The 25,918-nt window shown below is 67.6% G+C and carries 35 protein-coding genes; 33 read left to right on the forward strand and 2 right to left on the reverse strand.

Going from position 1 to position 25,918, the window contains the following annotated elements:
* The first annotated feature begins 125 nt into the window (after window positions 1–125).
* The 33 genes from ACTWQN_RS05365 to map all read left to right on the forward strand — a co-directional run bounded on the left by ACTWQN_RS05365 (window position 126) and on the right by map (window position 24,243).
* Window positions 126–581, forward strand: a complete 456-nt coding sequence (locus ACTWQN_RS05365; RefSeq protein ID WP_443202196.1) for a carboxymuconolactone decarboxylase family protein — start codon at window positions 126–128, stop codon at window positions 579–581.
* 270 nt (window positions 582–851) lie between these two features.
* Window positions 852–1,142: a type VII secretion target gene (locus ACTWQN_RS05370; RefSeq protein ID WP_443202197.1), complete on the forward strand. Its 291-nt coding sequence runs from the start codon at window positions 852–854 to the stop codon at window positions 1,140–1,142.
* A 102-nt stretch (window positions 1,143–1,244) separates the two neighbouring features.
* Window positions 1,245–1,556 carry an ADP-ribosylglycohydrolase family protein gene (locus ACTWQN_RS05375; RefSeq protein ID WP_443202499.1) on the forward strand — a complete coding sequence of 104 codons (312 nt, stop codon included), beginning with the start codon at window positions 1,245–1,247 and terminating at the stop codon, window positions 1,554–1,556.
* A 19-nt stretch (window positions 1,557–1,575) separates the two neighbouring features.
* Window positions 1,576–5,010 carry an ADP-ribosylglycohydrolase family protein gene (locus tag ACTWQN_RS05380; RefSeq protein ID WP_443202198.1) on the forward strand — a complete coding sequence of 1,145 codons (3,435 nt, stop codon included), beginning with the start codon at window positions 1,576–1,578 and terminating at the stop codon, window positions 5,008–5,010.
* On the forward strand, window positions 5,007–5,291 hold the full coding sequence (locus ACTWQN_RS05385) for a hypothetical protein (protein ID WP_443202199.1): 285 nt from the start codon (window positions 5,007–5,009) through the stop codon (window positions 5,289–5,291). Before ACTWQN_RS05380 ends, ACTWQN_RS05385 begins: the two co-directional genes overlap by 4 nt.
* Before the next feature lie 648 nt (window positions 5,292–5,939).
* The gene (rpsL, locus tag ACTWQN_RS05390) at window positions 5,940–6,314 is read left to right on the forward strand and encodes a 30S ribosomal protein S12 (protein WP_009948619.1); all 375 of its coding nucleotides are present in this window, start codon (window positions 5,940–5,942) and stop codon (window positions 6,312–6,314) included.
* Window positions 6,314–6,784 carry a 30S ribosomal protein S7 gene (gene rpsG / locus ACTWQN_RS05395; RefSeq protein WP_150067111.1) on the forward strand — a complete coding sequence of 157 codons (471 nt, stop codon included), beginning with the start codon at window positions 6,314–6,316 and terminating at the stop codon, window positions 6,782–6,784. Before rpsL ends, rpsG begins: the two co-directional genes overlap by 1 nt.
* A 99-nt stretch (window positions 6,785–6,883) precedes the next feature.
* The gene (fusA, locus tag ACTWQN_RS05400) at window positions 6,884–8,986 is read left to right on the forward strand and encodes an elongation factor G (protein ID WP_443202200.1); all 2,103 of its coding nucleotides are present in this window, start codon (window positions 6,884–6,886) and stop codon (window positions 8,984–8,986) included.
* 217 nt (window positions 8,987–9,203) lie between these two features.
* Window positions 9,204–10,397 (forward strand): elongation factor Tu, encoded by a 1,194-nt coding sequence (tuf, locus tag ACTWQN_RS05405; RefSeq protein WP_443202201.1) that lies wholly within the window; start codon window positions 9,204–9,206, stop codon window positions 10,395–10,397.
* 539 nt (window positions 10,398–10,936) lie between these two features.
* Window positions 10,937–11,242: a 30S ribosomal protein S10 gene (rpsJ, locus tag ACTWQN_RS05410; protein ID WP_009948626.1), complete on the forward strand. Its 306-nt coding sequence runs from the start codon at window positions 10,937–10,939 to the stop codon at window positions 11,240–11,242.
* 35 nt (window positions 11,243–11,277) lie between these two features.
* Window positions 11,278–11,928: a 50S ribosomal protein L3 gene (gene rplC, locus ACTWQN_RS05415; protein WP_443202202.1), complete on the forward strand. Its 651-nt coding sequence runs from the start codon at window positions 11,278–11,280 to the stop codon at window positions 11,926–11,928.
* A complete protein-coding gene (gene rplD, locus ACTWQN_RS05420; protein WP_443202203.1) occupies window positions 11,928–12,608 on the forward strand; it encodes a 50S ribosomal protein L4 in 681 nt (226 codons plus the stop codon). The genes rplC and rplD overlap by 1 nt, the downstream gene beginning before the upstream one ends.
* Window positions 12,609–12,684: 76 nt before the next feature.
* Window positions 12,685–12,984 carry a 50S ribosomal protein L23 gene (rplW, locus tag ACTWQN_RS05425; protein WP_443202204.1) on the forward strand — a complete coding sequence of 100 codons (300 nt, stop codon included), beginning with the start codon at window positions 12,685–12,687 and terminating at the stop codon, window positions 12,982–12,984.
* Window positions 12,985–13,015: 31 nt separating this feature from the next.
* Complete coding sequence (gene rplB / locus ACTWQN_RS05430) at window positions 13,016–13,849, forward strand: 50S ribosomal protein L2 (RefSeq protein ID WP_443202205.1); 834 nt, start codon at window positions 13,016–13,018, stop codon at window positions 13,847–13,849.
* Between the two features lie 18 nt (window positions 13,850–13,867).
* The gene (gene rpsS, locus ACTWQN_RS05435) at window positions 13,868–14,149 is read left to right on the forward strand and encodes a 30S ribosomal protein S19 (protein WP_242181255.1); all 282 of its coding nucleotides are present in this window, start codon (window positions 13,868–13,870) and stop codon (window positions 14,147–14,149) included.
* Window positions 14,150–14,191: 42 nt separating this feature from the next.
* Window positions 14,192–14,611, forward strand: coding sequence for a 50S ribosomal protein L22 (gene rplV, locus ACTWQN_RS05440; RefSeq protein WP_443202206.1), 420 nt, complete (start codon window positions 14,192–14,194; stop codon window positions 14,609–14,611).
* Window positions 14,611–15,459 carry a 30S ribosomal protein S3 gene (gene rpsC, locus ACTWQN_RS05445; RefSeq protein ID WP_443202207.1) on the forward strand — a complete coding sequence of 283 codons (849 nt, stop codon included), beginning with the start codon at window positions 14,611–14,613 and terminating at the stop codon, window positions 15,457–15,459. The genes rplV and rpsC overlap by 1 nt, the downstream gene beginning before the upstream one ends.
* A 3-nt stretch (window positions 15,460–15,462) precedes the next feature.
* Complete coding sequence (rplP, locus tag ACTWQN_RS05450) at window positions 15,463–15,882, forward strand: 50S ribosomal protein L16 (protein ID WP_443202208.1); 420 nt, start codon at window positions 15,463–15,465, stop codon at window positions 15,880–15,882.
* Window positions 15,882–16,124 (forward strand): 50S ribosomal protein L29, encoded by a 243-nt coding sequence (gene rpmC, locus ACTWQN_RS05455; protein ID WP_443202209.1) that lies wholly within the window; start codon window positions 15,882–15,884, stop codon window positions 16,122–16,124. Before rplP ends, rpmC begins: the two co-directional genes overlap by 1 nt.
* The gene (gene rpsQ / locus ACTWQN_RS05460) at window positions 16,121–16,396 is read left to right on the forward strand and encodes a 30S ribosomal protein S17 (protein WP_443202210.1); all 276 of its coding nucleotides are present in this window, start codon (window positions 16,121–16,123) and stop codon (window positions 16,394–16,396) included. Before rpmC ends, rpsQ begins: the two co-directional genes overlap by 4 nt.
* A gap of 187 nt (window positions 16,397–16,583) precedes the next feature.
* Entirely contained in the window at window positions 16,584–16,952 is a 369-nt protein-coding gene (gene rplN / locus ACTWQN_RS05465) for a 50S ribosomal protein L14 (protein WP_242181261.1), read from the forward strand.
* The gene (gene rplX, locus ACTWQN_RS05470; protein ID WP_242181262.1) at window positions 16,952–17,266 is read left to right on the forward strand and encodes a 50S ribosomal protein L24; all 315 of its coding nucleotides are present in this window, start codon (window positions 16,952–16,954) and stop codon (window positions 17,264–17,266) included. The genes rplN and rplX overlap by 1 nt, the downstream gene beginning before the upstream one ends.
* A 2-nt stretch (window positions 17,267–17,268) precedes the next feature.
* On the forward strand, window positions 17,269–17,832 hold the full coding sequence (gene rplE, locus ACTWQN_RS05475; RefSeq protein ID WP_443202211.1) for a 50S ribosomal protein L5: 564 nt from the start codon (window positions 17,269–17,271) through the stop codon (window positions 17,830–17,832).
* A gap of 3 nt (window positions 17,833–17,835) precedes the next feature.
* A complete protein-coding gene (locus ACTWQN_RS05480) occupies window positions 17,836–18,021 on the forward strand; it encodes a type Z 30S ribosomal protein S14 (protein WP_242181264.1) in 186 nt (61 codons plus the stop codon).
* A 232-nt stretch (window positions 18,022–18,253) separates the two neighbouring features.
* A complete protein-coding gene (rpsH, locus tag ACTWQN_RS05485) occupies window positions 18,254–18,652 on the forward strand; it encodes a 30S ribosomal protein S8 (protein ID WP_443202212.1) in 399 nt (132 codons plus the stop codon).
* Window positions 18,653–18,668: 16 nt separating this feature from the next.
* Window positions 18,669–19,208: a 50S ribosomal protein L6 gene (rplF, locus tag ACTWQN_RS05490; RefSeq protein WP_443202213.1), complete on the forward strand. Its 540-nt coding sequence runs from the start codon at window positions 18,669–18,671 to the stop codon at window positions 19,206–19,208.
* A gap of 2 nt (window positions 19,209–19,210) precedes the next feature.
* Complete coding sequence (gene rplR, locus ACTWQN_RS05495; RefSeq protein WP_443202214.1) at window positions 19,211–19,612, forward strand: 50S ribosomal protein L18; 402 nt, start codon at window positions 19,211–19,213, stop codon at window positions 19,610–19,612.
* 35 nt (window positions 19,613–19,647) lie between these two features.
* On the forward strand, window positions 19,648–20,265 hold the full coding sequence (gene rpsE / locus ACTWQN_RS05500; protein ID WP_443202215.1) for a 30S ribosomal protein S5: 618 nt from the start codon (window positions 19,648–19,650) through the stop codon (window positions 20,263–20,265).
* Between the two features lie 5 nt (window positions 20,266–20,270).
* Complete coding sequence (gene rpmD / locus ACTWQN_RS05505; protein WP_132493029.1) at window positions 20,271–20,453, forward strand: 50S ribosomal protein L30; 183 nt, start codon at window positions 20,271–20,273, stop codon at window positions 20,451–20,453.
* Window position 20,454: 1 nt separating this feature from the next.
* Complete coding sequence (rplO, locus tag ACTWQN_RS05510) at window positions 20,455–20,904, forward strand: 50S ribosomal protein L15 (protein ID WP_443202216.1); 450 nt, start codon at window positions 20,455–20,457, stop codon at window positions 20,902–20,904.
* A 437-nt stretch (window positions 20,905–21,341) separates the two neighbouring features.
* Window positions 21,342–22,655, forward strand: coding sequence for a preprotein translocase subunit SecY (secY, locus tag ACTWQN_RS05515; RefSeq protein WP_443202217.1), 1,314 nt, complete (start codon window positions 21,342–21,344; stop codon window positions 22,653–22,655).
* Window positions 22,656–22,827: 172 nt separating this feature from the next.
* Complete coding sequence (locus ACTWQN_RS05520; protein ID WP_443202218.1) at window positions 22,828–23,382, forward strand: adenylate kinase; 555 nt, start codon at window positions 22,828–22,830, stop codon at window positions 23,380–23,382.
* A gap of 69 nt (window positions 23,383–23,451) precedes the next feature.
* A complete protein-coding gene (map, locus tag ACTWQN_RS05525) occupies window positions 23,452–24,243 on the forward strand; it encodes a type I methionyl aminopeptidase (RefSeq protein ID WP_443202500.1) in 792 nt (263 codons plus the stop codon).
* 114 nt (window positions 24,244–24,357) lie between these two features.
* Here map and ACTWQN_RS05530 read toward each other — a convergent pair whose 3' ends face one another.
* A complete protein-coding gene (locus ACTWQN_RS05530; RefSeq protein ID WP_443202219.1) occupies window positions 24,358–24,960 on the reverse strand; it encodes a class I SAM-dependent methyltransferase in 603 nt (200 codons plus the stop codon).
* A 247-nt stretch (window positions 24,961–25,207) separates the two neighbouring features.
* Window positions 25,208–25,870: a class I SAM-dependent methyltransferase gene (locus ACTWQN_RS05535; protein WP_443202220.1), complete on the reverse strand. Its 663-nt coding sequence runs from the start codon at window positions 25,868–25,870 to the stop codon at window positions 25,208–25,210.
* Window positions 25,871–25,918 lie beyond the last annotated feature (48 nt).

Consider the following 25,918-nt stretch of genomic DNA (forward strand, 5'->3'; position numbering starts at 1 on the left):
AATCGGGCAGTCTCGACCGGGCGAACCGAGCTGGCGGCTCCTGGCGGAAGCGGAGCCAACTGGACCAGCAAATCAGGTGAAAACTGGACCATTCCAGTGGTCCGGTTGCTCGTACGTTCGGGGGTATGAGTGGTATGCGCATCGACCTGCACAAGATCAGTTCGGCGGCCAGCAGCGCCATGTTCGCGCTTGAGCAGACCGTCGCCGAGGAGTCCGACCGGGTGGGGCTGGCCCCCGAACTCCGGGAGTTGGTCAAGATCCGGGCGTCCCAGCTCAACGGCTGCGCGTTCTGCCTGGACATGCACTCCAGGGACGCGCGGAAGCTGGGGCTGAGCGAGCAGCGGCTCGACCTGCTGGCCGCCTGGCGGGAGACGGACCTCTACTCCGAGCAGGAGCAGTCCGCCCTGGCGTTGACCGAGGCCATCACGAACCTGCCGGACGGAATTCCCGACGACGTCTGGGACGACGCCGCCGAGGCGTTCACCGAGGAGCAGCTCGGCGTCCTCGTGTGGGCCGCGACGGCGATCAACGCCTGGAACCGGCTCGGCGTCACCGCCCACCGCGGTTTCCCGCGACGCTGATCCGTTGCGCCGCGCGGCGGCTTTTCGGCCTGCCATCCCGTGATCAGCGACGATTCGCGAGTGGTGATCGCTTGTAGGAGCGGTCATTACTACTCGCGACGATCAGTGCTGCGGGGATGGTCCCGGCCGGAAAGCCGCGCGCGGCTGGGATCCGAGTTCGGCCGCTGACTCCCCGTGATCGTCGCGATGTGAGAAATCCGGACCGGCCTCGCGCGCTCGATTGGTACCGTTCCCGCCGCAGGACAAGATCGGGAGGAAAGCCGTGCGGCAATGCTGCCAGCGGTACGGCTGAGCACCGCATCCAAAGTGGACGGTGTGGTGGACCGGCTGGACGTCGCCGTGCGCGCATCACAACAGGTTTCGCTGAACAACGACGCCTACGGCATCCTGTGCCGACCGTTCGCCTGGATGATCGATCCGGTGGAGCAGCACGGCGTCGAGACGCTGCGGAAAGCGGTGGAGGCGATGTGGGAGGTCGCCGACAACGTGCGCGGGGTCGCCGAGGACTACCAGTCCGTCGATGACGACAACAGCTCGATGGTCGGCGGTATCGAGGGATGACCAATCCGCTCGTCTCGCAGCAGAAGCAGAATCCGGACGGGGCCGGGGCCGGGGCCGCTGACCGCGGGTACCGGTGACGCCGGATGGGGCACCGGGATCGGTATCGACACCCTCGGCGAGGGCTGGGTCGGGCAGGAAGCGCTCGCGATCGGTCTCCACACCGTGCTGACCACCGACAACATGCGGGATGCGCTGCTGTTGTCGGTGAATCATTCGGGGGACTCGGACTCCACCGGGATCGTGTGCGGCAACATTGCGGGGGCGCTGTACGGGACGCGGGCCATTCCGCCGGAGTGGCTGGCAACCCTGGAACTGCGCGAACTTGTCGAGACGTTGGCCAAGGACGCGCTGGCCGAGTTCAGCCCCGGACCGCCGACCGATCCGGATTGGACCCGGCGCTACCCAGCCTGGTGACCACGAGGGAGACATCGCGATGACCGACGCTCAACCGGGCTCGCCGCAGCTGACCTGGGCCGACCGATTCCGCGGCGCGATGCTCGGCGGAGCGGTCGGGGATGCGCTCGGCGCTGGCGTTCGCAACATGACCACCGCCGAGATCCAGCAGTGGTTCGGGCCGCGGGGCGTCATCGACTACCTGCCGGTCTACGGTCGGCGCGGCGCGGTGACCGATCTGACCCAGCTGACGGTGTTCACCCTCGAAGCCCTGTTACGCGCCAAGGCGATGGGTGAGAGCTCGGCGGTGCAGGCGGTCGAGGCGAACCACCTCGCCTGGCTGCACACCCAGGGCGTGCCGTGGGCCTACGCGATGTCCAAGTACGCACCGAGCGAGCCGACCGGCTGGCTGTTGCAGCGCCCGGAGCTGTACTCCACCCGAAATCCCGGCGGTGCCGCGCTTTTCGGCCTCGGCGACCTGGTGCACCGCCCGGCCTTCCCGGAGACCTACCAGTCCTCGTCCGAAGCACCCATCCCCACCGGCTTGAGCGACTGCATCGTGTGGGCCGCGCCGTTGGGACTGTGGAGTCCCGACCTCAGCATCGTCGATCTGGAGGCCAGAACGACCGCGGCGCTGTTGACCAAGGACAGCGGCACCGTCACCGCGACCGAACTGCACGCCGATGTGCTCGCCCAACTCCTGCTCGGACACGGGTTGTGGGCAGCCGTCGAAGCGTGGCAGGCGCACCGCGCCTTCACCAGCAGCGCTTCGCCGAACGGCGCGCTGCGCACCGCGCACGCGGCGATGTTCGCCACCAACGGCGGACGTCGGCCGAGCCCCGCCCAACTGGACATCGCGTTCGACACCCGCGGCGGACCCGGCGACCTGGGGATCGCATTGGCCGCGGTCGCCGCCACCAACAACTTCACCGACGCCGTGATCATGGCGGTCAACCACTCCAGCGACAGCGCCGTGACCGGAGCGCTGGCCGGGCACCTCGCCGGGGCGATCTACGGGCCGGGCGGGATTCCCGCGCAGTGGCTCGACGAACTCGAACTCACCGAGATCATCCAGACGCTCTGCCAGGACGCAACCGTTGCCTTCGCGCCCCCGGAACCGCCGCAGTGGATGCAGCGCTACGTGCCCAACGCCCGGCAGTTCGGCGGTTCGCGCGAACTCACCGGCGGCACGCCGAACACCGTCGAAGGCTCCGCGGAGCAGACCATGGTGCTGCCGGTCATCGACGCCGAACTGGCACCGGATCGCGTCGACGAAACCCCGCCGCACGGCGTCGGAGGCCCGACGTTCCCGGCGGCGCGCGCCGAAACCCCTTCGGAGCCGGTGGCTTTCGAGGTCACCGATCCGTCGAGCACCGGCCCCATCCCGGTGCCGGTGCTGCGGTCGGCCGAGACCACCGCGGTCTTCCCGGCGATCGACGCTTCGCCGGACCCGGACCAGCAGGCGGCGTTCGAGCCGGAATGGGCACGACCGGCCCCGCTACCGGTCGAGCCGGACTGGGTGCAGCCCGGGGATGCCGCTTCTGAGCCGGAGTTGGCAGTCCCGGAACCGCAGGTGTCGATGGCGCAGCCGCCGCTGGTGGAGCCGCCGCTGGTAGAGCCAGAGCCGGACGACATCGACGCCGAACCGGTCGCCGAAGAGACCGCCGAGGTGGCCGAAAATGCCGCTGCACCACAGGAGTTCGTCGTCGAGGAACCGGTATCGGCCGCGTTCCCGGACGAGCTCCTCGACATCGAGCCGCCGGTTGTGATCGCGGAAGCGGACGCCGACCCGCTTCCGCACTCGCGACCCCCGGTGCAGCCGATGCCGGAGCGCGAACCCGTCGACCTGGAGCCGCCGCCGCGTAGCCCGATCGACCTCGAACCGGCCGAGTTCGACCCGGCGCCGGAAGACGTCGCCGTCGAGTTCGACGACCCGGCCAGCACCGATGTCGAACGGTTGGAGCCCGGCGAAACCGACCAGCCGGACGTCGTCGTGCCGGAGATCACCGACAGCTTCCCGCCCGAAGACATCGCCGCGACCGAGCCGTCGAATGCCGACGAATGGCCCGGGACCAGCGCAGAACCGGCAGAGATCCCAGCAGCGGCCGAAGCGTTGGCAGCCGCGACCGAGCCGATGTCGTTGGAACCGGCCCCGGTGGTGCCGCCGATCGTCCGCGGCGAACACGCCAAGGCCGACGGGCCCGGCGACGGCGCCCCATCGCTGACTGAACGGGTGCTGGGCTGCTTCCTCGGCGGCGCTCTCGGCGACGCCCTCGGCGCGGACCTGGAGTTCATCAGCGCCGACGAGATCACCACGCGCTTCGGCCCCGACGGCCCGAGCGGCCTGCGCGAGGCCTACGGCGTGCGCGGGGCGATCACCGACGACACCCAGATGACGCTGTTCACCGCCGAAGGACTGGTCCGCGGCAGCGTCGCCCAGCGGATGCTCGGTGCCGACGACCCGCTGCCCGAGATCCAGTTGGCCTACCAGCGATGGCTGCACACCCAGGGCGTCGATTGGGAGGGCGCCGCCGGGCTGTTCCTCGCCGACTACCCGACGCCGGACGGTTGGCTGATCGAGGTGCCCGGCCTGTTCCGGACCCGCGCCCCCGGCAAGACCGTGTTCCGCGCGCTGACCCGCTTCGCCGACGGCTACCCGGCCGGTTCGTTCACCGAGCGGATCAACGACTCCAAGGGCTGCGGCGGCGTGATGCGGGCCGCCCCCGTCGCGCTGTACTCCACCGATCCGGCCGAGGTGTTCCGGCTCGCGGCGCGCACCGCCGCGCTGACCCACAGCCACCCCGCCGGTTACCACTCGGCTGGCGCGCTCGCGGTGATCGTCCAGCAGGCGTTGCTGGGCCGCAGCCTCGACGACGGGGTGTGGTTGGCCTTGCAGGTGCTGGAAACCTGGGAGGACCACGAGGAAACCAGCGCGATGCTGAAGACCGCCGTGGACCTCGCCGAGGCGGGCGTGCCGACGCCGCAGCAGATCGCCAGCACGCTCGGCGGCGGCTGGGTCGGTGAGGAGGCGCTGGCCATCGCGGTGTGCGCGGCGCTGGTCGGCGGTGCGGACGTCGAGCTCGCGCTGCGGATCGCCGTGCACCACGACGGGGACAGCGACTCGACCGGCGCGATCTGCGGCAACATCGTCGGCGCGCTGCTGGGCGTCGGTGCCCTGCCGGTCGACTGGCTGGCCGAGCTGGAACTGCGCGAGGTGGTCGAGCGGATGGCGCTGGACTGCGTCGCCGAGTTCGGCCGGGGGGCGTTCCAACCCGGGAAGTCCGCGATCGAGCCGCCGACCGACGAGGACTGGAACGAGCGCTACCCGGCCCGTCCACATTGGTCGGCCGCGCCGGAGCCCGCGCTGCGGGCCGCGGCCGACGAGCGCATCGCGGAGTTCCCGGCGCCCAAACCCGCGCCCCGGCGGATCAACGGCGTCGTCTACACCGAGACGTTCGAGGGGGAGAGCCAGTGATCCTCGGCGCGCCCATCGCCGGGACGGTCGGCGTGATCGACGGCGAGCAGCGGCGACCGCTGGCGCTGCGGGACGGCGCGGTGCAGGTCGACGGCAGCCCGGAATTGATCCCGTTCGACCAGGTGACCGCAGTGTTCGTCGAGCAGCAGGAGGACGCCCGCCCGGTGCCCCCGCAGTTCCCGGCGCCCGCCGCGTTCGGCCAGGTGCCCGACCGGTCGGTGCAGCTGCACGACCTGATCCGCGCGCTGCAGGACGCGGTAGCGGCCGCGCTGCCCAGCTGAACTGCACGGCGCTGGGCACCCGGATCGAGGTCACCGCGACGGTCATCACCGATGACGAGCACTCGTGGATCCCGGCGCAGGAGGTCCTCGACTCGTGGTGATCCGCGCCCGCCGCGCCGCGAGCACGGCCGCATCCGGCGCCCGGCAGCCGATCGGTCACCTGCGGTGGGTCGTGGCGCCGCCCGCGGTGTGATCGATCTCGCTTGGCGGGAAGGCCTTGTCAGCATGGGTAGAGTGTCGAGCAAGGATGACGTGAGCTCGCACGCGAAGAGGCGCGCCGGTAGCGCCCGGTGATCGAGCAGGTCAAGAGGGACCCCGTTTTGACCCTCTGAGAACGGGGCAGGTATCTTTGTTTATCGGACCCGACACCAATCGGGTCGATCCGCATGCCCGTGCGTGACCTGGCCGGTCGGCCGCGTCAGCGCCGGGGATGTGCGGAACTCCTCTCAGCAACCCACTGGGGTCGTTCCCATTGGGCGCATCGGCGCCGAAAGGCCGAGGAGCGGGCGACACGCCCGACCTCGTGGTGCGGGGGGAGTCCGAAAACACAGTGCCTGACAGGTGCTCGACGCCAGGGCACGCCGAAGCTCGAACGAGCGCCGCTTGGTCGAGTACCAGAAGACGCGAACGCTGACAGAAAGCCGGTCCATGCCCACCATCCAGCAGCTGGTCCGTAAGGGCCGCCAGGACAAGGTCGCGAAGACCAAGACCGCGGCGCTCAAGGGGAGCCCGCAGCGGCGTGGCGTGTGCACCCGCGTGTACACCACCACCCCGAAGAAGCCCAACTCGGCACTGCGCAAGGTCGCCCGTGTCAAGCTGACCAGCGGTATCGAGGTCACGGCCTACATCCCGGGTGAGGGCCACAACCTGCAGGAGCACTCGATCGTGCTCGTTCGTGGCGGCCGTGTGAAGGACCTCCCCGGCGTGCGCTACAAGATCATCCGCGGTTCCGCTGACACCCAGGGTGTGAAGAACCGCAAGCAGGCTCGCAGCCGCTACGGCGCGAAGAAGGAGAAGAGCTGATGCCCCGCAAGGGTCCGGCCCCGAAGCGGCCGCTGCACGCTGATCCCGTGTACGGCTCGCCACTGGTCACGCAGCTGGTGAACAAGGTCCTCGTGGACGGCAAGCGTTCGCTGGCCGAGCGGATCGTTTACGCGGCGTTGGAAGGCTGTCGGGAGAAGACCGGCACCGACCCGGTCGTCACGCTCAAGCGTGCCCTGGACAACGTGAAGCCCACCCTGGAGGTCCGCAGCCGCCGCGTCGGTGGCGCGACCTACCAGGTGCCGATCGAGGTGCGCGCGGGTCGCTCCACCACCCTCGCGCTGCGTTGGCTGGTCAGCTACTCGCGGCAGCGTCGCGAGAAGACCATGGTCGAGCGCTTGATGAACGAACTGCTGGACGCGAGCAACGGTCTCGGCGCGAGCGTCAAGAAGCGTGAAGACACGCACAAGATGGCGGAGTCCAACAAGGCCTTCGCGCACTACCGCTGGTGACGTCGGGGTTCGGCTCTTGCCCGCCTCGGCGCACCGATTCGACAGCTTGCACCTGTCTGTAGGACTTGCACCTGCTGTTAGGGAACGGGGAAGAAACTCGTGGCACGCGACGTGCTGACTGACCTGACCAAGGTCCGAAACATCGGCATCATGGCCCACATCGATGCGGGCAAGACCACCACGACCGAGCGGATCCTCTTCTACACCGGGATCACGTACAAGATCGGCGAGGTGCACGACGGCGCCGCGACGATGGACTGGATGGAAGAGGAGCAGAAGCGGGGTATCACCATCACCTCGGCTGCTACCACGACCTTCTGGGGCGACACCCAGATCAACATCATCGACACCCCTGGCCACGTCGACTTCACGGTCGAGGTGGAGCGGTCGCTGCGCGTCCTGGACGGCGCGGTCGCGGTGTTCGATGGCAAGGAAGGTGTCGAACCGCAGTCCGAGCAGGTCTGGCGTCAGGCGGACAAGTACGACGTGCCGCGCATCTGCTTCGTCAACAAGATGGACAAGCTGGGCGCGGACTTCTACTACACGGTCCGGACGATCGAAGATCGCCTCCACGCCCGGCCGCTGGTGCTGCAGCTGCCGATCGGCTCCGAGTCCGACTTCCAGGGCGTCGTCGACCTGGTCCGGATGAAGGCGCTGACCTGGCGCGGTGACGTCAAGAAGGGCGAGGACTACGAGGTCGAGGAAATCCCAGCCGATCTCGCCGACCGGGCCGCGGAGTACCGCGAGAAGCTGATCGAGGCGGTCGCGGAATCCGATGAAGAGCTGATGGAGGCCTACTTCGGCGGCGAGGAGCTGACCGAGGAGCAGATCAAGGCCGGTATCCGCAAGCTCACCATCAACCGCGAGGCCTTCCCGGTGCTGTGCGGTACCGCGTTCAAGAACAAGGGCGTGCAGCCCATGCTGGACGCGGTGGTGGACTACCTGCCCTCGCCGCTGGACGTCCCGCCGGTGCAGGGCCTGCTGCCCGACGGCGAGACCCCGGCCGAGCGCAAGCCCAGCGTCGACGAGCCGTTCGCCGCGCTGGTGTCCAAGATCGCCGTGCACCCGTTCTTCGGCAAGCTCACCTACGTCCGGGTCTACTCCGGCAAGGTGGCCGCGGGCACCCAGGTCATCAACTCGACCAAGGAGCGCAAGGAACGCATCGGGAAGATGTTCCAGATGCACTCCAACAAGGAGAACCCGGTCGACGAGATCCAGGCGGGCCACATCTACGCGGTGATCGGCCTGAAGGACACCACGACCGGTGACACCCTGTGCGACCCGGCGAACCCGATCGTGCTGGAGTCGATGACCTTCCCGGAGCCGGTCATCGAGGTGGCCATCGAGCCCAGGACGAAGGCCGACCAGGAGAAGCTGTCCACGGCCATCCAGAAGCTCGCCGAAGAGGACCCGACCTTCAAGGTCCACCTCGACGACGAGACCGGGCAGACCATCATCGGCGGCATGGGTGAGCTGCACCTCGAAGTCCTCGTCAACCGGATGAAGAGCGACTTCAAGGTCGAGGCGAACATCGGTAAGCCGCAGGTGGCCTACCGCGAGACGATCCGTCGGACGATCGACAAGTACGAGTACACGCACAAGAAGCAGACCGGTGGTTCCGGTCAGTTCGCGCGCGTGATCATCGGGCTCGCGCCGATCGAGCAGACGTCCGACAGCGCGACCTACGAGTTCGTGAACAAGGTCACCGGTGGGCGAATCCCGCGGGAGTACATCCCGTCGGTGGACCAGGGCGCGCAGGATGCCATGCAGTACGGCGTGCTGGCCGGCTATCCGCTGGTCGGTGTGCAGGTGACCTTGCTCGATGGCCAGTACCACGAGGTCGACTCCTCGGAAATGGCCTTCAAGGTCGCGGGTTCGATGGCGCTCAAGGAGGCCGCCGCCAAGGCGAGTCCGGTGCTGCTCGAACCGTTGATGGCGGTCGAGGTGACCACGCCCGAGGACTACATGGGCGATGTCATCGGCGACTTGAACTCCCGCCGTGGTCAGATCCAGGCCATGGAGGAGCGCAGCGGTACCCGCGTCGTCAAGGCTCTCGTGCCGCTGTCGGAGATGTTCGGGTATGTCGGCGACCTGCGGTCCAGGACCCAGGGACGAGCCAACTACTCGATGGTGTTCGACTCCTACGCCGAGGTTCCGGCGAACGTGGCTAAGGAGATCATCGCCAAGGCAACGGGCGAGTGACCTGCTGCTCGGTCTCGGGGCAACCCGAGACCGAGCACGAGGCAACGCCTCGCGAAGGCGACCGGGGAGCAATCCCCTCCAATTTGGCGATGGACGGGCCGCCCGCCAGGGCAGTGCTCTTTCGGGATCGGGGCCCGCTCGTCGCCTACCCGACAGGACTCCGCCTGGCACAACAAGTCGTACGGCGGAAAGTTAACAAGTCCAGGAGGACAATCCAGTGGCGAAGGCGAAGTTCGAGAGGGACAAGCCGCACGTCAACATCGGGACCATCGGTCACGTTGACCACGGCAAGACCACGCTCACGGCGGCCATCACCAAGGTGCTGCACGACAAGTACCCGGAGCTGAACCCGTTCACGCCGTTCGACGAGATCGACAAGGCACCGGAGGAAAAAGAGCGCGGTATCACGATCCAGATCGCGCACGTCGAGTACCAGACCGAGAAGCGTCACTACGCCCACGTTGACGCCCCCGGTCACGCCGACTACGTGAAGAACATGATCACCGGTGCCGCGCAGATGGACGGCGCGATCCTGGTGGTCGCGGCGACCGACGGCCCGATGCCGCAGACCCGCGAGCACGTGCTGCTGGCCCGCCAGGTCGGTGTGCCCTACATCCTGGTCGCGCTGAACAAGGCCGACATGGTCGACGACGAGGAAATCCTCGAACTCGTCGAGATGGAGGTCCGCGAGCTGCTGTCGGCCCAGGAGTTCCCGGGTGACGACGTGCCGGTCGTCCGCGTTTCGGCGCTGAAGGCGCTGGAGGGCGACGCCGAGTGGGGCGCCAAGATCATCGAGCTGATGGACGCCGTGGACGAGAACGTCCCGGAGCCGGTCCGCGAGATCGAGAAGCCGTTCCTGATGCCCATCGAGGACGTCTTCTCCATCACCGGCCGCGGCACCGTGGTCACCGGCCGCATCGAGCGCGGTGTGATCAAGGTGAACGAGGAGGTGGAGATGGTCGGCATCAAGGAGAAGGCCATCAAGACCACCGTCACCGGTGTCGAGATGTTCCGCAAGCTGCTCGACGAGGGCCAGGCGGGTGACAACGTCGGTCTGCTGATTCGCGGCGTCAAGCGCGAAGAGGTGGAGCGCGGCATGGTCGTCGTGAAGCCCGGCACCACCACCCCGCACACCGATTTCGAGGCGCAGGTCTACATCCTGTCCAAGGACGAGGGTGGTCGGCACACGCCGTTCTTCAACAACTACCGTCCGCAGTTCTACTTCCGGACCACCGACGTGACCGGTGTGGTGACCCTCCCGGAGGGCACCGAGATGGTCATGCCGGGCGACAACACCGAGATGTCGGTGCAGCTGATCCAGCCGATCGCGATGGACGAAGGTCTGCGCTTCGCGATCCGCGAGGGTGGCCGCACCGTCGGTGCCGGTCGCGTCACCAAGATCATCAAGTGACGTGGCGAGGGCCCGCCTCTGATCTTCAGGGGCGGGCCCTCTTCGCGTCCGGCCGATGCCCATCCCGGAAAAACCACCCCCGATTTGGGCTGGCTAAACGGGTATGTCATCCTGTATGGGTTGCTCGTTCAGGGCGGCCGGGTTTTGAACGGACCGAATTCGAGAAGTTCGAAGCTCCGGCCGCCTTGCTGCGAGGGCCTCGCGCCCTTGTTCTGGTTCGCCGACTGTTCGCAGACGGTGTTGACGCCGCCGGTTCGCCGGTAGCGGACCGAACAGGGCACTAGAAGGTGTACGGGCCGCAAGGCCCACCCCATCGGCGACGTTCGAGGGGACCGGTATGCGGTAGCCGGGCGACACGCCCGACCGCGGGTACCGGGCACCAGATACCTGAACAGGGGCGGACTGAGAGCTGTGGCGCCTCCCGGGAACCGGGGGCGGCACCAGGCTGAGGCCGCGTGGGGACCACCGCCCGCGAGGGTGCGGTGCACCCGCACCCAAGACGAAACCGCGGCACGAGACTAGAGGAACGGCAAGCCACTATGGCGGGACAGAAGATCCGCATCCGGCTCAAGGCCTACGACCACGAGGCGATCGACGCGTCCGCGCGCAAGATCGTCGAGACCGTGACGCGCACCGGCGCTCGGGTCGTTGGGCCGGTGCCGCTGCCCACGGAGAAGAACGTCTACTGCGTCATCCGCTCCCCGCACAAGTACAAGGACTCGCGGGAGCACTTCGAGATGCGGACGCACAAGCGGCTCATCGACATCCTCGAACCGACGCCGAAGACGGTCGACGCGCTGATGCGCATCGACCTGCCGGCCAGCGTCGACGTGAACATCCAGTAGGCACGGCGACGAGTTAGCTGGAGAGAACGAGACCAATGTCTGACAGGCAGATCAAGGGGATTCTGGGCACCAAGCTCGGCATGACCCAGGTCTTCGACGACCTGAACCGGGTGGTCCCGGTGACGGTCGTGCAGGCCGGGCCGAACGTGGTCACCCAGATTCGGACCCCCGAAAAGGACGGCTACTCGGCCGTGCAGCTGGCGTTCGGCGCCATCGACCCGCGCAAGGTGAACAAGCCGCGCGGCGGCCACTTCGCCAAGGCCGGCGTCACCCCGCGCCGCCACGTCGTGGAGCTGCGCACCGCGGATGCCGGTGAGTACGAGCTGGGCCAGGAGATCGGCGCGGACGTCTTCGAGGCGGGCGCGGTGGTCGACGTGGTCGGCACCAGCAAGGGCAAGGGCTTCGCGGGCACCATCAAGCGGCACGGCTTCCGCAGCCAGGGCGCCAGCCACGGTACCCAGGCGGTGCACCGCAAGCCGGGTTCCATCGGCGGCTGCGCGACCCCCGGTCGGGTGTTCAAGGGCATGCGGATGGCCGGTCGCATGGGCTCGGACCGCGTCACCACCCAGAACCTGAAGGTTCACAAGGTGGAGTCGGAGTCCGGCCTGCTGCTGATCAAGGGCGCCGTGCCCGGCCCGAAGGGCGGCCTGGTCCTGGTCAAGAGTCCCGCGAAGGGTGGTGCGTGATGAGCCTGACGCTCGACGTCCGAACCCCGGACGGCAAGACCGACGGCACCGTCGAGCTGCCCGCCGAGATCTTCGACGCGCAGGCGAACGTGGCGCTGATGCACCAGGTCGTGGTGGCCCAGCTGGCCGCCGCTCGACAGGGCACGCACGCCACCAAGACGCGCGGCATGGTCTCCGGCGGCGGCAAGAAGCCGTACCGGCAGAAGGGCACCGGCAACGCCCGGCAGGGCTCCATCAGGGCCCCGCAGTTCACCGGCGGTGGCGTGGTGCACGGGCCGCAGCCGCGGGACTACTCGCAGCGGACCCCGAAGAAGATGAAGGTCGCCGCGCTGCGCGGTGCCCTCTCCGACCGGGTTCGCGCCGGTCAGCTGCACGTGGTCACCGGCGTGGTCGGCGGCGAGCAGCCGTCCACCAAGCAGGCCAAGACCGCGCTGCGCAACTGGACCGAGGCGAAGAAGGTTCTGGTGGTGCTCAACCGCCACGAGGAGGAGAACTCGTGGCTGAGCCTGCGGAACCTGCAGAACGTGCACCTGATCGACCCGGGCCAGCTGAACACCTACGACGTGCTCAACAGCGATGACGTGGTGTTCACCAAGGCTGCGTTCGAGCGTTTCGTCGCAGGCCCCGTCAAGGGCCGGTCGGTCAAGGCCGCCGCGTCTTCTTCTGAGGAGGCGTCATGAGCGACACTCTGCGCCTTTGCGCTCATGTAAGCCGACCGGGTGCGGGTGTCCCGCAGAGCACTGAGGAGGCAGAGCAGTGAGCGCCGACCCGCGAGACATCATCCTTGCGCCGGTGATCTCCGAGAAGAGCTACGGGCTGCTGGAACAGAGCCAGTACACGTTCCTGGTGGACCCGCGCTCGAACAAGACCGAGATCAAGATCGCGATCGAGAAGATCTTCGACGTCAAGGTGACCAACGTCAACACGATCAACCGCCAGGGCAAGCGCAAGCGGAGCCGCACCGGCTTCGGCAAGCGCAAGAACACGAAGCGGGCGATCGTCACCCTTTCGCCGGAGAGCAAGCCGATCGAGATCTTCGGCGGACCGGCCGCCTGACGGTGCTGATTAGGACGAGGTTGCGTTAACAATGGGCATTCGCAAGTACAAGCCGACGACGCCGGGCCGTCGCGGCGCGAGCGTGTCCGACTTCGCCGAGATCACCCGGACGGAGCCGGAGAAGTCGTTGGTGCGTCCGCTGAACAAGAAGGCGGGCCGCAACGCTCAGGGCAAGATCACCACGCGGCACAAGGGTGGCGGTCACAAGCGGGCTTACCGAGTGATCGACTTCCGCCGCAACGACAAGGACGGTGTGCCGGCCAAGGTCGCGCACATCGAGTACGACCCGAACCGCAGTGCTCGGATCGCGCTCCTGCACTACGCCGATGGCGAGAAGCGCTACATCATCGCGCCGAACAACATCAAGCAGGGCGACCCGATCGAGAGCGGTGCGCGTGCGGACATCAAGCCGGGTAACAACCTGCCGCTGCGCAACATCCCGACCGGCACCGTGATCCACGCGATCGAGCTCCGCCCCGGTGGCGGCGCCAAGATCGCGCGGTCCGCCGGTGCCCGGGTCCAGCTGGTGGCCAAGGACGGCCCGTACGCCCAGCTGCGGATGCCCTCGGGCGAAATCCGCAACGTGGACGCGCGGTGCCGGGCCACCGTCGGCGAGGTCGGAAACTCCGAGCACGCCAACATCAACTGGGGCAAGGCGGGCCGGATGCGGTGGAAGGGCAAGCGCCCGACCGTCCGCGGTGTCGTGATGAACCCGGTTGACCACCCGCACGGTGGTGGTGAGGGCAAGACCTCGGGTGGTCGTCACCCGGTCAACCCGAAGGGCAAGCCGGAAGGCCGCACCCGCCGCAGCAAGCCCAGTGACAAGCTCATCGTCCGCCGTCGCCGTACCGGCAAGAAGCGCTGAGCAGGGAGGTAAGCAAACATGCCACGCAGCCTGAAGAAGGGCCCGTTCGTGGACGACCACCTGCTCAAGAAGGTGGACGCGCTCAACGAGTCGGGCAAGAAGACCGTGATCAAGACTTGGTCCCGCCGGTCCACGATCATCCCGGACATGCTGGGCCACACCTTCGCGGTGCACGACGGCCGCAAGCACGTCCCGGTGTTCGTCACCGAGTCGATGGTCGGGCACAAGCTGGGCGAATTCGCCCCGACCCGTACCTTCAAGGGCCACGTCAAGGAAGACCGGAAGTCGCGCCGCCGCTGAGCGGGTCTGTGACACGAACGAGTAAGAGCAAGGGGTAGCAGGATGACAGCCCGTTCCGACGACACTGCCGCGGAGGAAACCCCGCTCGCAGTGGCGCGGGCCCGGTTCGTCCGCGTGTCGCCGATGAAGGCGCGCCGCGTGGTCGAGCTCATCAAGGGCCGGAGTGCCAGCGATGCCCTGGCCGTGCTCCAGTTCGCGCCGCAGACCGCCAGCGGTCCGGTGTCGAAGGTGCTCGCCAGTGCGATCGCCAACGCGGAGAACAACCTTTCCCTCGACCCCGAGACGCTGTGGGTGCACCACGCGTACGTGGACGAGGGTCCGACGTTGAAGCGGTTCCGGCCGCGCGCGCAGGGCCGTGCGTACCGGATCCGGAAGCGGACCAGCCACATCACCGTCGAGGTCGAGTCGCGACCGAAGGCGGCCAGCAAGTCCCGAAAGAGCCAGAAGGGAAGTGCCCGGTAGTGGGTCAGAAGATCAACCCGCACGGCTTCCGACTCGGCATCACCACGGACTGGAAGTCTCGCTGGTACGCCGACAAGCAGTACTCGGAGTACGTCGCGGAGGACGTCAAGATCCGTCGGCAGCTGTCTCGCGGTATGGAGCGCGCGGGTATCTCCAAGGTGGAGATCGAACGCACCCGCGAGCGGGTCCGCGTGGACATCCACACCGCTCGGCCGGGCATCGTCATCGGCCGTCGCGGTGCCGAGGCGGACCGCATCCGCGGTTCGCTGGAGAAGCTGACCGGCAAGCAGGTCCAGCTCAACATCCTTGAGGTCAAGAACCCCGAGGCGGACGCCCAGCTGGTCGCGCAGGGCGTGGCCGAGCAGCTGTCCAACCGCGTGTCCTTCCGGCGCGCGATGCGCAAGGCCATCCAGTCGGCCATGCGTTCGCCGCAGGTCAAGGGCATCCGGGTGCAGTGCTCGGGTCGCCTGGGCGGTGCCGAGATGTCCCGCTCGGAGTTCTACCGCGAGGGTCGGGTTCCGCTGCACACGCTGCGCGCGGACATCGACTACGGCTTCTTCGAGGCCCGCACCACGTTCGGTCGCATCGGCGTCAAGGTGTGGATCTACAAGGGTGAGCTGGTCGGTGGCCTGAAGCAGAAGCAGCAGGAGTCCGAGGTTCGTCCGCCGCGCGGCGGCGGCGAGCGCGGTGAGCGCGGTGAGCGCGGCGGCCGATCGGAGCGCGGTGGCCGTCGCCGGGGTGCCGGTGGCGCGGACCGCGGTGCAGCGGAGAAGTCCGACCGGGCCGCCAAGGCCCCGGAGGGCGGGCAGCCGCAGGCCGCCGCGACCGAAGAGAAGACGGAGGGCTGAGACGTGCTCGTCCCACGCAGGGTGAAGTGGCGCAAGAGCCACGCGCCGAAGCGTAAGGGCTTCGCCAAGGGTGGCACCCGGATCAACTTCGGCGAGTACGGCATTCAGGCGATCGAGCACGGCTACGTGACCAACCGGCAGATCGAGTCGGCCCGTATCGCGATCACCCGGCACGTCAAGCGTGGCGGCAAGGTGTGGATCAACATCTTCCCGGACCGCCCGCTGACCAAGAAGCCGGCCGAAACCCGGCAGGGTTCCGGTAAGGGCTCGCCGGAGGCCTGGGTCGCCAACGTCAAGCCCGGACGCATCATGTTCGAGCTGACCTTCCCGAACGAGAAGACGGCGATCGAAGCGCTGACCCGTGCGGCGCACAAGCTCCCGATGAAGTGCAAGATCGTGTCCCGCGAGGGTGGTGACTTCTGATGGCAGCGGGTGTCACCGCAGCTGAGCTCCGCGAACTCAACGAGGAGGAGCTCGTCCAGCGGCTGAAGGAGGCGAAGGAGGAGCTGTTCAACCTTCGTTTCCAGATGGCCACCGGCCAACTTCAGAACAACCGGCGGCTGCGCACGGTCCGGCAGGACATCGCCCGGATCTACACGATCATGCGCGAGCGCGAACTGGGCCTGACGGTTACCCCCGAGGGCTCTGAGGAGGGCGCGGCATGAGCGAGAAAGGACAGGGCGTGGAGCGCAACCGCCGCAAGATCCGCGAGGGCTACGTCGTCTCGGACAAGATGGACAAGACGATCGTGGTCTCCCTCGAAGACCGCAAGAAGCACGCCCTCTACGGCAAGGTCATGCGGCAGACCACCAAGGTCAAGGCGCACGACGAGGCCAACACGGCCGGTGTCGGAGACCGGGTGCTGCTGATGGAGACTCGACCGCTGTCGGCCACCAAGCGCTGGCGGCTCGTCGAGGTCGTGGAGAAGGCCAAGTAAATACCGTTGTCGGGTCGGCTTCGCCGGAAAGCCCGAGAACGTGGTGTGCGGGCCGGTCGGTCGGCGGGGAACTTCCCAGTCCTCGGCCGGTTCGCGTGCCGGAAGTGACCGCGCGCGTCAGGTCGGAAATTTGGCGTGCCAGAGTGTGCCCGGGCTCGGTCCGGGTACTTAGGGTCAGGAGTCAGACGTGATCCAGCAGGAGTCGCGACTGCGAGTCGCCGACAACACCGGGGCCAAGGAGATCCTCACGATCCGGGTCCTCGGTGGGTCGGGTCGGCGCTACGCGAGCCTCGGGGACATCATCGTGGCGACCGTCAAGGAAGCCATCCCCGGTGCAGGAGTCAAGAAGGGCGATGTGGTCAAGGCCGTCATCGTCCGGCAGAAGAAGGAGAAGCGTCGGGCGGATGGTTCCTACATCCGGTTCGACGAGAACGCCGCGGTGCTGGTGAAGCCCGGTGGCGAGCCGCGGGGCACCCGTATCTTCGGGCCGGTCGCCCGCGAGCTGCGCGACAAGAAGTTCATGAAGATCATCTCGCTCGCGCCGGAGGTCTTGTGATGAAGATCAAAAAAGGTGACACGGTCGTCGTCATCTCCGGCAAGGACAAGGGCGCCAAGGGCAAGGTCATCAAGGCCATGCCCAAGGAGCAGCGCGTCCTGGTCGAGGGTGTGAACCGGATCAAGAAGCACACCAAGGTCTCCCGGACCGAGCGTGGTGCGCAGTCCGGCGGCATCGTGACCCAGGAGGCGCCCATCCACGTGAGCAACGTGATGGTCGTGGACTCCGATGGCAAGCCCACCCGCGTCGGCTACCGCATCGGTGAGGACGGCAAGAAGGTCCGCATCTCTCGTCGAAACGGTAAGGACATCTGATCATGACCACTGCTGAGAAGATCGTCCCGCGGCTGAAGACCCGTTACCGCGAGGAGATCCGCCAGGCGCTCCACGAGGAGTTCAAGTACGCCAACGTGATGCAGGTGCCCGGCGCGGTCAAGGTCGTGGTCAACATGGGTGTTGGCGACGCCGCTCGGGACAGCAAGCTGATCGAGGGCGCGGTCCGCGACCTGTCGATCATCACCGGGCAGAAGCCGGAGATCCGCCGGGCCCGCAAGTCCATCGCGCAGTTCAAGCTCCGCGAGGGCATGCCGATCGGTGCGCGGGTCACCCTGCGCGGCGACCGGATGTGGGAGTTCCTCGACCGCCTGGTCACCATCGCGCTGCCGCGCATCCGGGACTTCCGCGGTCTGTCGCCGAAGCAGTTCGACGGCAACGGCAACTACACCTTCGGCCTCAACGAGCAGACGATGTTCCACGAGATCAACCCGGATCACATCGACCGGCCGCGTGGCATGGACATCACCGTCGTTACCACGGCCACCAACGATGTGGAAGGTCGGGCGCTGCTGCGGCACCTCGGCTTCCCGTTCAAGGAGAACTGAGCGATGGCCAAGAAGGCGCTGGTTATCAAGGCGGCGCGCAAGCCGAAGTTCAAAGTTCGCGGCTACACCCGCTGCCAGCGCTGCGGGCGGCCGCGTGCGGTGTTCCGCAAGTTCGGGCTGTGCCGGGTGTGCTTCCGCGAGATGGCGCACGCGGGTGAGCTGCCCGGCGTGAGCAAGTCCTCCTGGTGAGTGCCCGCCTGCTGGGGCGATGCCGTTTACAGGTACCCTCAGCAGGCGCTACCAGGGCTGATGCCCACGCTCCGCGGCGAACGCCGTGCTTGCACGCGAATTCGACAAGGGACCTGCCTGCTCGGCAGGAAACCCCGAACTTCGTCCAGGCCAGGGCCCAGACGCACCACCTGTACTCAGGCGGTGCATGGTCGGGGCCCATCGGAACCAGACGAGAAAGGTTGAGCAGGTCATGACGATGACCGATCCGATCGCAGACATGTTGACACGTCTGCGCAACGGAAACTCGGCATACCACGACGAGGTCGTGATGCCGCACTCCAAGCTGAAGGCGAACATCGCCGAAATCCTCAAGCGGGAGGGCTACGTGTTCGGCTCCCGCATCGAAGAGGGTGACAAGGGCAAGGAGCTCGTCGTCGAGCTCAAGTACGGCCCGAACCGCGAGCGGAGCATCGCGGGCCTGCGCCGGGTCTCCAAGCCCGGTCTGCGGGTCTACGCCAAGTCCACCAACCTGCCGAAGGTGCTGGGTGGCCTGGGCGTCGCAATCATCTCGACCTCCGGTGGTCTGTTGACCGACCGGCAGGCCATGAAGAAGGGCGTGGGCGGGGAAGTCCTCGCCTACGTCTGGTAAGGGAGGAGGAGCGGCTATGTCGCGCATCGGAAAGCTGCCGATCACCGTCCCCTCCGGCGTCGAGGTGACCATCGACGGCCAAGCGGTGACCGTGAAGGGTCCCAAGGGCAGCCTCGTGCACCAGGTTGCCGAGCCGATCGCCGTCCAGCGGGACGACGACGGCGCGATCCTGGTGAAGCGCCCCGACGACGAGCGGGAGAGCCGGTCGTTGCACGGGCTCACCCGGACGTTGGTGAACAACATGGTGATCGGCGTCAGCCAGGGCTACCAGAAGGACCTGGAGATCCACGGCGTCGGTTACCGCGTGCTGCAGAAGGGGTCGAACCTGGAGTTCGCCCTCGGCTACAGCCACCCCATCGTGATCGAACCGCCGGAAGGCATCCAGTTCGCAGTCGAGGGTCCGACCAAGCTGTCGGTCAAGGGCATCGACAAGCAGCTTGTCGGCGAGATCGCGGCCAGGATTCGCAAGTTGCGCAAGCCCGACCCGTACAAGGGCAAGGGTGTCCGCTACGCAGGTGAGAACATCCGCCGCAAGGTCGGAAAGACGGGTAAGTGACCATGACCGAGACGACAGCTACCAAGCGCAAGCCGGTGGGCAAGGACATCTCGACCAAGCGTCGGCAAGCCCGGGCCAAGCGGCACACGCGCCTCCGCAAGAAGATCATCGGCACTGCCGAGCGCCCGCGCCTGGTCGTGACCCGGTCGCTGCGCAACATCGTCGCCCAGGTCGTCGACGACACCAAGGGGCACACCCTGGTCGCGGCCTCCACCCTGGAAAACGACCTCCGGGCCTTCGAGGGCGACAAGAAGGCCAAGGCCACCAAGGTCGGCGAGCTCGTCGCGGCCCGTGCCAAGAACGCCGGGATCGACAAGGTCGTGTTCGACCGCGGCGGCAACGCCTACCACGGTCGGGTGGCCGCGCTGGCCGACGCCGCCCGTGACGGCGGACTGGAGTTCTGACAAGTGGGTAAGACGGAGAACGGAAGGGACGCCTGATGCCTGGACGCACTCGGCGTGAGGGCGGGGAGTCCGGCGGCAAGGACCGCCGGGACCGCCGCGACGGCGGCCGTGGCGGGGCGGCCCAAGAGAAGACCCCGCAGTTCGAACGCGTCGTGACCATCAACCGGGTCGCGAAGGTCGTCAAGGGTGGTCGACGGTTCAGCTTCACTGCGCTGGTCGTCGTCGGTGACGGCGACGGCATGGTCGGTGTCGGTTACGGCAAGGCCAAGGAAGTTCCGGCGGCGATCGCCAAGGGCGTCGAGGAAGCGAAGAAGAACTTCTTCCGCGTTCCGCGCCTGGGCGGCACCATCACCCACCCGGTGCAGGGCGAGGACGCCGCGGGCGTCGTGCTGCTGCGTCCGGCCAGCGCCGGTACCGGTGTCATCGCCGGTGGCCCGGTGCGCGCGGTGCTGGAGTGCGCCGGTGTCCACGACGTGCTGAGCAAGTCGCTGGGCAGCGACAACCCGATCAACATCGTGCACGCCACGGTCGCCGCGCTGAAGATGCTGCAGCGCCCGGAGGAGGTCGCGGCTCGTCGCGGCCTGCCGCTGGAAGACGTCGCACCGGCGTTCATCCTGCGGGCCCGTGCCGCGGCCTCGGGGCAGGGGGTCTGATCGAGATGGCACAGCTGAAGATCACCCAGGTGCGTGGGCTGGTCGGCACCAAGCAGAACCAGCGCGACACGATGCGCACCCTCGGGCTGCGCAAGATCCGTCAGTCCGTGGTGCGTCCGGATGACTCCAACGTGCGCGGCATGATCAACGCCGTCCGTCACCTGGTGACGGTCGAGGAGGTCGACTGACATGGTCATCAAACTGCACGACCTGCGGCCGGCCCCCGGCGCCAAGCGCGACAAGGTCCGCGTCGGTCGCGGTGAGGGCTCCAAGGGCAAGACCGCTGGTCGCGGTACCAAGGGCACCAAGGCCCGCAAGAACGTCTCCCCTCGCTTCGAGGGTGGGCAGATGCCGATCCACATGCGGCTGCCCAAGCTGAAGGGCTTCAAGAACCGGTTCCGCACCGAGTACCAGGGCGTGAACGTCGGTCGGCTGGCCCGGGCGTTCCCGGAGGGCGGCACCGTCGGCATGGCCGAGCTGATCGCCGCTGGCCTGGTCAAGAAGAACGAGCTGGTGAAGATCCTCGGCGACGGGGACCTGGAGGGCATCAAGCTGGAGGTGACCGCGCACGCGTTCACCGGCAGCGCCCAGGAGAAGATCACCGCCGCAGGCGGTTCGGTCACCAAGCTGGACAGCTGACAAGCGCTTCAACCGAGGGCCGGTCGACCAGGTCGACCGGCCCTCACCTCTTCCCCGATCAGGTGAAGAGTGAAGGGCACCTTTTACCAAGTAAGTTGGTGAAAGGTGCCCTTCACCTGTACTCCGGCCGTTCGAAACGGCGGGGCGCCGGAGTGGTGGGTCCAATTGGAACTGGGCGCGAATCCGGTTGCGCCTGCGGTTTCAATCGGAACCGCGCAAGGATTCGGGCGATATTCACGGTTTCGATTGGGGACTGTGAAAACCGGCGTTCGCCGGTGGCGCAAGCGATGATCGGCGGCGAGACTTCGGTCGCCGTCCGTGGCTGCTCGCGGGCCTGCTAAAGTCGCCCCGGCAGTGCCGTCCTCGTTTCGGCGCTGCGCAAACTGCCGCATTCTTTCCCCGGCCGGTTCCGACCGGCTCGCGTACAGGAGGTTCGCGTGCTCGGCGCCTTCCGCTCGGCTCTGGCGACGCCGGACCTGCGCCGCAAGATCCTTTTCACCCTGGGCATGGTCGTGCTCTACCGGCTCGGCGCCACGATCCCCTCTCCGGGGGTGTCGTACCCGAACATCCAGCAGTGCATCGAGCAGATCCAGGGCAGCGGTTCGCAAAGCGTGTACTCGCTGCTCAACCTCTTCAGCGGCGGTGCGCTGCTGCAGCTGTCGGTGCTGTCGCTGGGCATCATGCCCTACATCACCGCGAGCATCATCATCCAGCTGCTGCAGGTGGTCATCCCGCGCTTCGAACAGCTGAAGAAGGAAGGCCAGTCCGGGCAGGCGAAGCTGACGCAGTACACCCGGTACCTGACCATCGCGCTGGCGATCCTGCAGGGCACCGGCATCGTGGCGCTGGCGGTGCGCGGGCAGCTGTTCCAGGGCTGCTCGGTGTCGGTCATCCCGGACGACTCGGTGCTGAACCTGATCACCATCGTGGTCGTGATGACCGCCGGTGCCGCGGTGCTGATGTGGATGGGCGAGCTGATCACCGAGCGCGGTGTCGGCAACGGCATGTCGCTGCTGATCTTCGTGTCCATCGCCTCGCGGATCCCCGCCGAGGGTGGCGCGATCCTCACCTCGCACGGGCCGCTGGTGTTCGCCGTGGTCTGCGCCTTCGCGATCGCCATCATCGCCACCGTGGTCTTCATCGAGCAGGCCCAGCGCCGGATCCCGGTGCAGTACGCCAAGCGCATGATCGGCCGCCGGATGTACGGCGGCACCTCCACCTACCTGCCGCTGAAGGTGAACCAGGCGGGTGTCATCCCGGTCATCTTCGGTTCCTCGCTGCTGTACCTGCCGCAGCTGATCGGCCAGCTGGCCGGTAACCAGGACACCTGGTGGGCCCGGTTCATCCAGACCTACATCGTCGATCCGTCCAGCTGGGTGCACATCCTGCTGTACATGTCGCTGATCGTCTTCTTCGCCTACTTCTACGTCTCGATCACCTTCAGCCCCGAAGAACGCGCCGACGACATGAAGAAGTTCGGCGGGTTCATCCCCGGCATCCGGCCCGGGCGGCCGACCGCCGAGTACCTGACCTTCGTGCTCTCCCGAATCACCCTGCCCGGTTCGCTGTACCTGGGCATCATCGCGATCCTGCCGAACTTCTTCCTCGGCATCACCGGTGGTCAGGGGCAGAACCAGAACTTCCCGTTCGGCGGTACCGCGGTGCTGATCATGGTCAACGTCGGCCTGGACACCGTGAAGCAGATCGAGAGCCAACTCACGCAACGCAAGTACGAGGGTTTCCTCCGGTAAGCTGAACTGTCCGGGCGCGATTTCGTCGCGCCCGGAAACCGCTGTTGCGGATGGTTCGGGGCGGGCGCACCGGGACCACCGCAGGTCGGACCGCAGTTGCCCGGAGGCAGCGGGGCAGGCGGAGCGCTCGCCAGCGATTGGCGCGCGATCGGATTGATTCGGAGGCAGACCCTTGGTGCGATTGGTTCTCGTCGGCCCGCCCGGTGCGGGCAAGGGCACCCAGGCAGCCTTGCTCAGCGAACAGCTCGGCGTCCCGCACATCTCCACCGGAGATCTGTTCCGCGCCAACATCGGCAACGCCACGCCGCTGGGTCAGAAGGCGAAGAGCTACATGGACGCCGGTGAGCTGGTTCCGGACGAGGTAACCAACGAGATGGTGCGCGACCGGCTCGCCGACGAGGACGCCGCCAAGGGCTTCCTGCTGGACGGGTACCCGCGCAATGCCGCGCAGGCCGAGGTGCTGGGCGAGATGCTCGCCGACCTGGGTGTGGAGCTCAGTGCCGTGCTGCAATTCGACGTGCCGGAGAACGAGCTGGTCAAGCGGATGCTGGCCCGCGGGCGATCGGACGACACCGAGGACGTGATCCGGCGTCGGCTCGCGGTCTACCACTCGGAGACCGAACCGCTGCTGGACTACTACCGGGACAAGATCATCAAGATCGACGCCGTCGGCTCGATCGAGGAGATCTCCGCCCGCGCGCTGGAAGCGCTGCGCGCCCGAGCCTGAGCTGGCCCGTCGGCGGTCCTCCGGCGGGAACCATTGCGAGCCCGAGAAAGAATCTTGAAGGTGAGTGCGTTGTTGCGTCGGGGGAAGGGCATCGAGCTCAAGTCGCGGGGCGAGATCGAGGCGATGCGCGCCGCTGGCTTGGTCGTGGCCCGCGCGCTCGCCGAGGTGACCGAGCACGCCGTGCCGGGGGCCAGCACCGGTGAGCTGGACGCGATCGCCGAGCAGGTGATCCGGGATGCCGGTGCGGTGCCGTCGTTCAAGGGCTACCACGGGTTCCCCGCGTCGATCTGCGCGTCGCTCAACGAGAAGGTGGTGCACGGGATCCCGTCGCGCGCCGAGGTGCTCGCCGACGGCGACCTGCTCTCGGTGGACTGCGGCGCGATCTTGGACGGCTGGCACGGCGATTCCGCGGTGACCCTGGCGATCGGCGAGGTCGGTCCGAAGGACCGCGCGCTGTCGGCGGCCACCGAGGCCGCGATGTGGGCCGGTATCGAGCAGATCCGGGCCGGTAACCGGCTGACCGACATTTCGCACGCCGTGGAGACCGCGGCCCGCTCGGCGGCGGACGCCGACGGGGTGGAGTACGGGATCATCGCGGAGTACGGCGGGCACGGCATCGGCACCCAGATGCACATGGAGCCGTTCCTGCCGAACCTCGGCAAGCCGGGCCGCGGGCCGCGGCTGCGGGTCGGCATGGCCATCGCGGTGGAGCCGATGCTCACCCTCGGCTCGGCGGAGACCGAGGAACTCGACGACGAGTGGACCGTCGTGACCGCTGACGGCTCCCGAGCCGCGCACTGGGAGCACACGGTCGCCATCGGCGAGGACGGCCCCTGGGTCCTCACCGCCCCCGAAGCCTGAAAACCTGTTTTCCCGTGCTCATCCCGGTGCGCATAGCGCATTCGAGTGAGGCGTGAAGGGCACCTTTTACCAAGTTAGTCGGTGAAAGGTGCCCTTCACCTCGTTCTCATCGGTTCACCTGGGGCGGCGGCAGGCGTAGATGCGGGCGGGTGGCACGTTGCGCCAGACCGCGGTTCTTGGCAGTACCTCGTCGAAGGTGTCGTGCAGGGCTTCGATGAACGCGTGGGTGGCTGGTCGCCACAGGGTGGTCAGGTAGGTGACCGTGGTGAACACGCCGCCCGGTGCCATGACCGAGGCGGCCTCCTTGAGGAGCTCTCGTTGCTTGTCCGGTGGCAGCAGGGTCCAGGGAATGCTGCTGATCACCGCATCGACCCGCTCGACGCCCGCCTGGTCGAGCAGTTTGCGCAGGTGGGTGGCGTCGCCTTCGATCACTTCCAGCCACGGCTTGGCGTGGTGCAGGTAGCGCACCATCTCGGGGTCGATCTCGACCGCCAGGTGCCTGGCGCCCTCGGTCAACCGCCGCTGGATCGGCTCGCTCAGCGCGCCGGTGCCCGGACCGAGCTCCAGCACGGTCGGTGTGCCGCAGCTGGGCACCACGGCGGCCACCGCGGCCCCGACGTGCCGGGAGGTGGGCAGCACCGCGCCCACCCTCGACGGCTGACGAAGTGCGCGAGTCAGGAAGGTCGAATACTCGCGCAGCTTCTTTCGCTCGATCACGGCTACTCCTGCCCGTCCGGCAAACGCGGTGACGATAGCTGGCTCGTCCATCGCAGCGTGCAACCGCCGCACGCAGGTCGCAGCGCGTGGTTGTGCGACTTCGGATCGTCACGTCGCGTGGCCGAGGTGGGTATGAGGTTGTTGTGCTGGTTGGTGTGCCAAGCCTGCGCCGTCGGCGTCCTGGCCGCCTCGGGGGAATCCCCGGCAAAGCCGGATTCCATCCCCTACGGGAACCGGGACCGAGGCGCTAGGCCAGCGGGCGGCGGCAGATGTAGTGCAGGATCGGCGGGAGGTTGCGCCAGGTGGTGTGGGTGAGGACCTCGTCGAAGGTCTGCGCCAGGCGGCCCCGGAAGCGCCGACCGCCCGGAGTCTGGTCCGCGGACAGGTAGGTGAGCGCGGTGAACGCGCCCTGCGGGGCGAGCGCATCGGCGGCCTGGCGCAGGATGTGATCCTGTGCGTCGGCGGGCAGCAGCGACCACGGGATGCTGCTGATGACCGCGTCGACGCGGTCGATGCCGTGCTTGTCCAGCAGCGCCTGCAGGTCACCGGCGTCGCCGTGCACGATCTCCATCCACGGCTTGTGGGCCTGCAGGTGCTCGACCATGCCCTTGCCGAGTTCGATGCCGATGTGCCGGGCGCCCTCGGGCAGGCGGCGGTGGATGCCGTCGCTCAACGACCCGGTACCGGGGCCGAGTTCGACCACCACTGGCGCACCGGTGGTGGGCACCACCTGGGCCACCGTCGCGGCCACCGCAGCCGAGGTCGGCGTCGCCGCGCCGACCATCTTCGGGTTGCGCACCGCGGTGTTGAAGAAGGTCCGGTACTCGTCCAGCCTGCTGGCCGCGTTCTGGGTGGCCTTGCCGAGCCACGGTGTGGGTTTCGGACCGCGCTGGTCCTGCTGGGGTATCACGCTTCTCCTCGGTTGTCCCACGGTCTGGGCCCTCGACCTCGGTGTCGA

The organism is Saccharopolyspora antiqui, from assembly GCF_052246905.1.
Lineage (GTDB): Bacteria > Actinomycetota > Actinomycetes > Mycobacteriales > Pseudonocardiaceae > Saccharopolyspora.